At 59.2% G+C, this 9949-nt stretch carries 8 protein-coding genes; all 8 read right to left on the bottom strand.

Annotation, left to right across the window (positions count from 1 at the left end; genetic code table 11):
* Nucleotides 1–1610, bottom strand: a 1610-nt coding sequence (locus GT495_RS07050) for a hypothetical protein (protein WP_204986904.1), incomplete at its 3' end; no start/stop codon positions are given.
* Between the two features lie 4 nt (nucleotides 1611–1614).
* Nucleotides 1615–1965, bottom strand: coding sequence for a hypothetical protein (locus GT495_RS07040; protein WP_034520697.1), 351 nt, complete (start codon nucleotides 1963–1965; stop codon nucleotides 1615–1617).
* A 78-nt stretch (nucleotides 1966–2043) separates the two neighbouring features.
* Nucleotides 2044–2580 carry a hypothetical protein gene (locus tag GT495_RS07035; protein WP_034520610.1) on the bottom strand — a complete coding sequence of 179 codons (537 nt, stop codon included), beginning with the start codon at nucleotides 2578–2580 and terminating at the stop codon, nucleotides 2044–2046.
* 9 nt (nucleotides 2581–2589) lie between these two features.
* Complete coding sequence (locus tag GT495_RS07030; protein WP_034520609.1) at nucleotides 2590–3225, bottom strand: hypothetical protein; 636 nt, start codon at nucleotides 3223–3225, stop codon at nucleotides 2590–2592.
* A gap of 893 nt (nucleotides 3226–4118) precedes the next feature.
* The gene (locus GT495_RS07020) at nucleotides 4119–4943 is read right to left on the bottom strand and encodes a FadR/GntR family transcriptional regulator (protein WP_229059266.1); all 825 of its coding nucleotides are present in this window, start codon (nucleotides 4941–4943) and stop codon (nucleotides 4119–4121) included.
* A gap of 33 nt (nucleotides 4944–4976) precedes the next feature.
* Nucleotides 4977–7247 (bottom strand): exo-alpha-sialidase, encoded by a 2271-nt coding sequence (locus tag GT495_RS11125; RefSeq protein WP_156341676.1) that lies wholly within the window; start codon nucleotides 7245–7247, stop codon nucleotides 4977–4979.
* A 623-nt stretch (nucleotides 7248–7870) separates the two neighbouring features.
* On the bottom strand, nucleotides 7871–9118 hold the full coding sequence (locus GT495_RS07010; RefSeq protein ID WP_034520596.1) for an N-acetylglucosamine-6-phosphate deacetylase: 1248 nt from the start codon (nucleotides 9116–9118) through the stop codon (nucleotides 7871–7873).
* 17 nt (nucleotides 9119–9135) lie between these two features.
* The gene (locus tag GT495_RS07005) at nucleotides 9136–9948 is read right to left on the bottom strand and encodes a glucosamine-6-phosphate deaminase (protein WP_034520593.1); all 813 of its coding nucleotides are present in this window, start codon (nucleotides 9946–9948) and stop codon (nucleotides 9136–9138) included.
* Between the last annotated feature and the right edge of the window lies 1 nt (nucleotide 9949).

Raw genomic sequence — 9949 nt, 5'->3', positions numbered from 1 at the left:
GTCATGGCCTTCGCGCCGGCCTTGAGCGCGCCGCCGGCGGCCATGACGCCCATGCCGGCCATGCCGCCGAGCATGGACGGGATGACGCCGCCTCCGCCGACGCTGCCCGCGACCGCCGGGACGATGAGCCTGATCATCGCGGGCAGGAGCACGATCACGCTGATGGTGAGCATCAGCGTGATGGCCTGGCTGTCGTCCCCGGATCCGGCGGTGACCATGATCGAGCAGCCGGCCGCCATGACCAGCGCGGCCACGGGCTTGTACAGCAGGAACGCGAACAGCCATCCCATGACCTTGCCGAACGCCTGCCGGCCGGTCTCCGTCCAGCTCATCGCCGCCCACATGGGCGCGACGCCGACCATGATGGGCAGCAGGCCGGCGCGCAGGTAGCAGAACACCTTGCTGATGAGGTTGCAGAGCCACATGACGATGGTGAGGGCCAGGGCGATGGGCAGGTCGAGGTTGAAGAACTCGCTCGCGGCGAGGGTGTTGTGGCTCCACGCGGTCTTCATCATCGAGGAGGCCGCCTTGAGTACGCCGGCGGTCCACGTGTCCACGGTGCCCTGGAACAGGTTGACGAACCCCGCCAGGCACACGCTGGTGAGCATGGCCCACATGAACGCCTTGCCCAATGGGATCAGGTCGCGGCCCTCCTGCGTGGTGATGAGCTTGAAGCCGGCCGCGAGCACGCCGCACACGGCGGCGATCAGGAGGAACGGGTCGACCTGGAGCCTCACCCAGTCCGACACGAAGAACGAGGTCCCCTCGCCGGGCGTCCATGACATGAGCGACGGGTTCGTCACATGCGACGCGCCCGCAGGGTCGCCCATGTACGTGGTGGACGCGCGTTTGAAGAACATCAGGGCGATGGACGCGGCGGACGAGCCCATGAACACGCCGAGGAATATCCATCCGACCCGGCCGAGCAGATGCCCGTCCATGCCGCCGCCGGACGCCTCGCCGATCCGCCAGACGATGCGCGCGCCCAATATGGTCAGGCTGATGGCCGCGGCGATGACGAGCACCGCCTGCGCGATGTTGAGGTACTTGTTGGCGTTCGCGTCCCACGCGTCGTACATGGGGGTCGCGTTGGCCTGCAACGTGGACACGGTGCCGGACGATGCGACGAGCGTGTTGCGGCTCGTGCTCAGCCAGTCGATCGTGTCGTCGGACTGCTGCTCGTACATCGTCCACATGGTCTTCTCGAGCCAGCTGAGCTTGCGGGTCTTGTCGCAGGAGCCGGTGGACGCGTTGTAGGTCCAGGGTCCCTGCTCGGATGTCTCCTCCTGGTAGGTGTTGGCGAGGGCGACGCACTGGTTCGCGGGGACCGCCGCGAGATACGCCTTCGCGCTGCCGTTGAAGTACGGGTTGATGGCGTTGGCCCAGTTGGCCTGCGCGTAGGCGAGCTGGTTGCCGCGGATCAGCTTGCCGACCCCGCCGGACGGGATCTTCATGGAATACACGGTCTGCGTGTCGGAGATCTCCTCGTCGCCGAATTTGAGGTCGCCCTTCAGCGAGTCGAAGTTCGGCCCGCCGCATGCCGTGAGGGAGAGCGTCGCCGCCAGCGCGAGGAGGATCGCGGCCAGGCGGCCCTTGCGCCGGCCTGCCATCCGCTCAGCAGCTTTCCGCGACGGACAGGCCGAGCGCGCTCATGAACGCCAGCGCGCCGGAGACGATGAAGATGCCGACGACCCAGTTGATGAGCTTGTCGAACGTGTCGTCACGGTCCGGCACGCCGTCGCCCTGCTGGCGCAGCACGTGCACGCCGATGCGGATCAGCGCGACGATCGCGACGACCAGGCCGAGGGCCTTGACCCAGCCGAGCGCGGTGGCCACGGGGCCGGAGAAGCCCGGCGGAAGGCATGCCTTCGGGTTCTGCAGGTCGGCGAGGACCATGCCGTAGGCGGTGGCCTCCGCGGCCGTGATCGTGGCCGTGATCTTCGCGGCAAGGATTTCGGACAGCATGTTCTTCTCTCCTTTTCGGATGATGGTCATGTCCATCCCATCGTCGGCCCTGACGGTAGGGCCGACGGGGCACGGCGTCTACAGGTTTCCGTCCCGCCGGCCGAGTTCCCCGGCCATCCGCGCATAGGCACGCGGATACCGTTCGGGGAACCCGTCGAGGTCAAGGCCCCTGATATGGGGCAGACGCCACAGATACGGTGCGACGGAGCCGACGAGCAGGACGCCCCTGCGCAGGGCACGCGGGGTGCTCACGGTCGGCATGGTGACCGCGACGCCACACAGGACGGTCGGGCCGAACAGTCCCGCATCCCAATCCGCGAGCAGGGAACGCAACGATTCAAGCCCGCGCCCCGTGCACATCGAGCACAGGACGATCCGGCTTGGTCTCGACGGGTCCGTGCTGACGGGCAGGGCACGGCCCGCCTCCGCATACCGATCCCTCGCGCTCATGAGGATGGTGGTGCATCCCGCTCCCCCATGAGCGGCGACGAGCCAGACCCTGTCGGTCGGCTGCGCCGGAAACGACGGCAGGAGCCGTGTCATGGGCGGCCGCGACGGCAAGGCCGGACCGGTGACGGGGCGTGGTGGCAAGGCCGGCTGGTTCATCATCTCCATACCTCCCGTTCAACGGCGGACGGTATGGCCGTCGGTGGACGGGCCCGTATCCGCCATGGCGTCGGCGCGCGGCCGTTCGCGTTCTCCGTCCGGCCCGTCCGTTCCGGTCCGATGGTTCGGTTCGATGCCGTGGATCAGGGCGGCCGACAGGTTCCTGAGCATCTCGTCCTCAGGTTTGACACGGAACAAAAGATCCGCGAAATGCTTGCATCTCGCTGCGGAATCGCCTTCCAGATAGCTGATGGACGCGGCGATGCGGTACGCGCCGGCCCGATCGGCGGATGGTTGGATCAGACACGCGAAATCCTCGAACAGGGCCGGGATGTCCTGGAGGAACGAGCAGGCGATGGCATGCGACACGTCGTAGTCGGACGGCAGCATGATGGAGCGCAGGTTCTCGAACACATTCCAGGTGGACCGCCCGTCCAATGCGGCGATGACGTCGAAATCCTCGAACGGGGTGTCCGGCCGGGTGATCTTGACGATGACCGCGTCCATCAGCCCGTTCGGTTCGACCATGCCCCGCAATGCGGAGACGACGCGGTCGTCCGCAATCCTCGAGACGCCCGTACGGTATCTGCTTGCCTTCATATCCTCGAGGAGCCCGTACATGTCCTCGACTTGCTGGCGGGTTGCCTGTGTCATTTCACCGGCCTTTCATCGACATTGTCCTTGATCCGGATGCCATTCCATCCTGATCCGTCGGGCGGGCCATGACGGTGCACCACGTCTACAGGTTTCCCAACCCACGAAGCAATGTGAAGACGGCCGAATATATATTGTGAGCATGCATATACGTATGCGAGTGGATAGGGAGAAGCGGGCGGGGGAAGCACAGCCAATGATGATGCTGATTGATTCGAGTGTCGGCTTTGCGGGACGGCAATGGTCTTGGGAACGGGAGTGCGATACGATGTGGTCGCCACTGATCGTCTGCGGAACCTGGTCGCCTAACGACGTGAACGCGCTGCCTCCTCATGGACGAGATTGGGGTACATTGAGCTTGTGCTTTTTACGGTACTGTGGATTGCTGGATGTTGGCGTGGGCTTCTCCGACAGATGTAGGTAGAAGGTCATGGCTCTAGCTCGATTGGTAGTGCACATGAGGTGTTCGGGTCGTCAAGCTTGCCATGGCTTTGGTCGATGACGTATCCGGCAGCGGTGGATCCGATGAGTTCCCGGGCGCTGCCGGTCTTTTTCCGGAACGAAACGCCTCTCGCCCGCCACTGACCCAGCCTGTCGCATTCGCTTGCGGCTTGGATTCGCATCTACCGCATTGCCTCCCTTTTTTTGACGTTGGCACCTGCTTAACGCCAAGGATCAGGGTGCATTCTCAACTGACCTATAAGGCCCATCCATGTATCGTTAGTGATTTCGCGCTTGAATATCGCTTCAAGCCGGGATGGCACAATGAGCGGAGTATAAGGCTATGCCTTCCAGATTGAAGTCGCATTCACGGGTCAGTGGCGAAGAATCCTAGTGGTCACTGAATGCGGAACGACGAATCAACGTAGAAAGATAGTAGCCGACACGACCCTCTATGAATGGTGCGAGTTAACATTCAGTTCGGCGTTCAGAATCGATTCGATTGGTTCGTAATGGTCAATCACTGCCTGACGATACGCTGCGACATTCCCGGCAATCGCCGCATCGAGCATACGATGATGAGATTCGGCCGTCTGGCTCAACGAAGCGGATACCTGCAAATCAAGCTGTGGCAAAACCGCCATATGCACTTGCCACAGACAGCGCACCATCTGCTCGGCCACTGCGTTATTGAGATTGCGCAGAATGCCGATATGGAAATTAATATCCTCACGGAGGAAAGTCTTGCCGGCAAGTGCGTCTTGTGTCATTTGTGCCGCGATCGCACTCAGTTCCGGCTGCGGAATCCCGTGTAACGCGATGCACACTTCGTCGGCACATCCGATGTCGAGGAAGCGACGTAGTTGCACAACATTACGTAGGTCCTCGAAATTCTGTCCAACGGATACCATTGAACGCAACGCAAGGGTCTCCACCATTGGATCGAGCGATAATGACCCTACAAAGGTTCCTTTGCCATGCTCCACACTGACGATATTTAATGCTTCGAGTTTGCTCACCGCCTCCCGCACGGAGGAACGCGACGTTTTCATCATCTCGCAAAGTTCAGTTTCAGTGGGTAGTGAATCGCCTGGATGCAATCGTTTACGGACGATATATGCCTTAATCGTATCCATCGCCTCATCACAACGGCTGCGTTGGGAAGCACGTGTCGCTATCGCGGGAGTGAGGTCATCTGCCGCGACACGAGACAGAAATACTAAAGACGGGGGGACGGTATGATTCTCTTCTTCCCTGTTTGTCGCAGTTCCTATCATGGCGATTTCCTTTCCTCTCCGACGGACGCATCATCACAACGCATTTTTGCCGAACCATTGGGACGGCAGAATGGTAAAATACAATCCCGCGGTTTCACGCTCCCATAACAATCCTAGTGAATGATCCGGGAGAACGGACATGCACTGATATACGTAGTGATATGGATTGAAACAGCGATTTACATCCCATGTGTTGCCGCCATCATGGCTTAAACGCAGTACGCCACAGCCACGATACGGACGCATCATCGAGGCGTTCGCAAAGACGACAGTATCCGAGGCTTCGCCAATCCGCCAATCCTTGCGGGTGGGGTCGGGCATCATGACGGCGTTCGGCTGGCAGAAAATCTCGGGAATCACGGGATCGAATTTAACTTCATCCCAAGTCTGGCCTCCATCATGGCTGATGGCCCGGCCCACGTGACCGCAAGGATGTTGATTACGGAAGAACACAACCACATCACCATTGGCGCGTTCTATGAACACTGACTCATGTGTGGTGTCTTCGTCACGATCGATGTGTCGTTCGTCAATGATCCGACCATCGTTGATTCGTCCTTCATTGATCGACATTCCACGGTGCCATGTTTCTCCATGGTCATCGGAATACAACGCACCGCCAGCATTATACTTGGCTGAATCGCCTGTGAGATAGTATGGAATCAGCAGACGCCCTTTGTGGTGCCCTTGCGACAGCTGGATGCCATTGCCCGGTGAAACGCCAAGGAATCCCATCCACTCCTCCTTAACCATGTGGCTGATTACCCGCGGAGCGGACCAGGTTTCGCCGTCATCATCAGAATGCACCTCCACAAGATAACTTGTTCGTTGGGTCAGCAGACTCTCATGAGGATCGATACCCGACTTGAGGTAGATGTTGCCTCGCGGCTTGTCGCCTTGGGTCACATTTCCTTTATCATCAACGCGATACTGAGTGGCGACGCCCTCTAAATCAGTAACCGAACCATCCTCCTGCAACAGGTATTGCGCGCCATTGGTATCGTGCAGCACAAAACGGCCTTCAGCATCGACGCCCATAGCTCGTTCGGCATTCGCGAATCCGACGCCGCCAGGAAAATGATCAATCAAAACCGTCACGCGGCCGGTCTCCCGGTCAGCCACCAGACAGGAGTCGATGGTGGAAGCTCCATTCAATCCCTTGCCGGGATAAGCAATCACCGTCTGCATTGGCAACCAAGTCGCGCCGCCGTCAAGCGAACGACGAATAACGAAATGGATTTCATTGGGCGAATCATTTGATATCGTCACACGCTGATCGGCGCCTGCGATCAGTACGCCCGACGCAGTGGTGATTAATGAAGGGATGCGGTAGCTGGCGGACCCTTCGTACCCCTTATCGAAAATGGCGGTATCAGTCGTAGGTTCGACACCGGCAAGGGCCTTAATCTGTCCATCAGTTAGCGCATAGCCAAATATGCCGCCATTACGCACTTCGCCATACAGTCGAGAACCAGATGTGTCCTCGCCGATGGAAAACTTAGTCAATCCGTTCAACGTATCTAGGAAAAACTGTCCTGGCTGATGCAACTGCAGGTAGCCATCTACATAGATGTCGATGGCGCCGCGGAAAGCCCTGATGGCCAGGTCATGGAACCCGCCGTCATTCCATAGGCCGGCAGCATGGTAGATGGCCCATTCACCATCTACCAGTATTCTGTAGGTGAAGCCTTCGTCGTCGATGGACACGTTCATCGCCTCGCCCTGCTCATTGGCCGCGGCCACAATGGTGCCGAACTGATTCATGCCGCGCACGCGGAAGCAGGCGTAAATGGTTCCGGCAGACAGTTTCTCGATGCGTCGTAGGTCATGTCCAGCCAAATACGCGGCGGCGAATTCGACATCGGCGATCGGCGACACGGTAGAGGCGGCAATCCATTCGCTATTCAAGGCCTCGTCATGAATCGTCATATTGGAGACGACGCCCTTCGCCGTCTCGATGATGCCTTGTTCGGCATAACGGGTCGGCACCAGGTTAGTGGCATTAGCGAAGCATTGATAACCGTCAAGATACACACGCGTGCCAAATTCGCCGAAGGTCAAGGTAAGGTCATGCCTACCACCAAGGCCAACGCCAAACGTGTCCTCGATATCGAGTTCAATGGGTGGCTCATTGGACGGAGACTCGACCCACAACGCGGCATGTCTGACCGCGACTGACATCAACACCGCGTCGTCCGAGCGAATCACCATGAGCGGCGTGTCGACTGACGTCTCGAATCGTATTGATATAGAGCCTGATTGATGAGGAAAATCATTGGCGGACCATGCGTATGACGAGACCACGGCAACTCCTTCGTTCTTGGTCACCACCCAGACATATGATGTCTGATGACATAACAAGTGTATCATGACTTTCTGAAACACAAAGGAATCAACGCCAAGAAGCGCTATGGCTCATATTCAACGACCATCAATGTCCACTTTGACGATAGTGTTGCGGGGCATCTCGACTTGCATGACTCTTATATGAGACGAACCGCCAAGCAGACAAGGCGAGGTGGCTGAATCCGCCGGTGGATGGCGTGCCGTTTCGCGGAGGGAACCAACGAAGCGTGCTCCGTATTCTTCTGTTGGATCGACCATAAGGTCCCAATCTTGGCGCTAGGGCGGCTATCAGCCTCCTGAGCAGCAAGGATGGTTCTTGGCGACACCACCACCGAGCAGATGTTCGGCCATGCGAAAGACCGGTTCTACACTGTGCAACGAGTTTGACTCGTACGAGCGATCCAAGGCCAGGTCCGACACATTATGCGTTGGAACATATGACATCGGATACGGCTGCGAGGGACATGCCACGGAATTCCTCCAGGGCATGTCCCTCGCGGCCTGGCCCCTCTATCTTCACAAACAACACCTAGCAAAACGGAACACTGTTCCATGGTCGAGGCCTTGGAGGGGTGCGGGTATTAGCGGATCGGACGTCCCGCACACCAGACATGATCGACGGATAGAGTGGCTGGATCAAGCAGCAGCAGGTCGGCCGCGTACCCAGCGGCCACCAAGCCGAGCGGGGCACCGGTGATCGCATTTGGTCTATCAAGTCCGATTGCCCGGGCAGGTGTCAGCGTAACGGCGGCGATCGCGTCAGGAAGTCCTATACCTAGCTCCTTGACGGCACGTTGGACGGCGACTTCAAGTGTCAGAGTGGAACCGGCAATCGCACCATTGGATATCAGACGAGCATGGCCATCAACTACGGCGACATCCAACGCACCGAGTTTATAGGCTCCGTCAGCGCAGCCGGTCGCGGCCATCGCATCGGTGACGAAGGCCACGCGGCCGGGGGCCATCGACATACCGAGGGCGACCATGGGGTTCCGGACGTGGAAACCGTCGTTAATGAGTTCGATGATGATGCGCGAATCATTGACGGCCGCCGGGATGGGTCCAGGTTCGCGGTGATGCATGCCATTCATCGCGTTGAACATGTGGGTCATGATCCGCGCACCCCGATCGAAGGCACGGCGGGCCGTGTCGTAGTCGGCATCGCAATGGCCCACCGCGGGAGTCACACCGGCCCCGGCGAACCGGGAGATGGCTTCGAGGCCATACTCACGCTCGGGTGCGATGGTGATTTGACGCAGACATCCGTCGGCGGCTTCCAGCAATGCGTCCACCCGTCCGGGTGTAGGATCAACAAGGCAATTCGGATCGTGGGCGCCCTTGCGCCCCAGCGCAAGGAATGGTCCCTCCAGATGCGCACCCAGTACATCGGGGCGCCGCGACGTCTCGCGCGCGACGACGGCGAGGTTGGCGCACATCACGTCGAGCGGATTGGTAATGAGGGACAGCACTTGCCGCGTAGTTCCATGGTTCATATGCCAGGCACGCGCCACAGCGATGGCGTCGGCCCCATCATCGAAGGAACATTCCCAAGCGCCATGGGCGTGAATATCCACATAACCGGGCGCCAGCCATGCCCCTTGTCCATCGATCACGCGGATATGATCCGCACCGCCCATCATCTCAATGTGCGTGGCGAGATCATCATCGAAGGTGCCTGACGCATCGATGGCGCCATCGACAACGCTTACCCAGCTATGCGGTATCACGCCACGCGCATCGACCAGCTCAACTCCCTTAATCGCGAAAGTCTGTGCGGATCCGCACACGGCTTTATCGATGCGGCGACCCTCCTCGATATGTCCGATCATGGTCTTGCTTTCCCGTTTCAGATGCCTTGCCAGTCCGGCTTGTTGTCAGTGACCCAGCGGTAATAGTCGACATTATGCAGTTTGCCGGCCGCCGCCTCATCGATAACCACCGTGACATGTGGATGTAACTGCAGCGCTGAGGCCGGGCAACTGGCGGACACCGGTCCCTCCACCGTTGCGGCCACAGCATTCGCCTTGCCCGTGCCGAAGGCAAGCAATACCAGATGCCGGGCTTTAAGAATCGTGCCGATGCCTTGGGTGATGCAATGGGTGGGCACTTCGTCGAGGTTGCCGCCGAAGAATCGTGCGTTGTCGACACGAGTCTGTCTGGCCAACGTCTTGATGCGCGTACCGGAAGCCAGTGAGCTGCCTGGCTCATTGAAACCCACATGGCCGTCGGTGCCTATGCCGAGAATCTGCATATCAACGCCACCAGCCGCCTCGATGGCGCGATCATAAGCCGCCCCGGCACCACGCATCACCTTGGCATCATTCATTGATGCGCCATTTAACGCGTCACCCGGCACATGAACCTTCTGCGGATCAAGCCCGATTACATCGGTAACCGTACGTTTGATGGTAGCGTGATACGACTCCGGGTGAGTCAATGGCAACTCGAGATACTCGTCGAGCGCATAGCCGCTGACCTGAGACACATCGATGTGGTTGGCCTTGACTCTTCCGGCCAGATGCCTATAAACCTTAAGAGGACTAGAGCCCGTGGCTAAACCCAGTACGGCATCCGGCTTCGATTCGATGAGCGTGGCGGCGCATTGAGCGACCAATTCGCCTGCTTCATCCTCATTTTTGACAATGACTACTTCCGCCATG

Origin of the sequence: Collinsella sp. BIOML-A6 (assembly GCF_009875845.1) — a bacterium.
GTDB classification, from domain to species: domain Bacteria; phylum Actinomycetota; class Coriobacteriia; order Coriobacteriales; family Coriobacteriaceae; genus Collinsella; species Collinsella aerofaciens_H.
The sequence above is the reverse complement of the archived record's forward strand: the minus strand, read 5'-3'. Positions and strand labels throughout refer to the sequence as shown.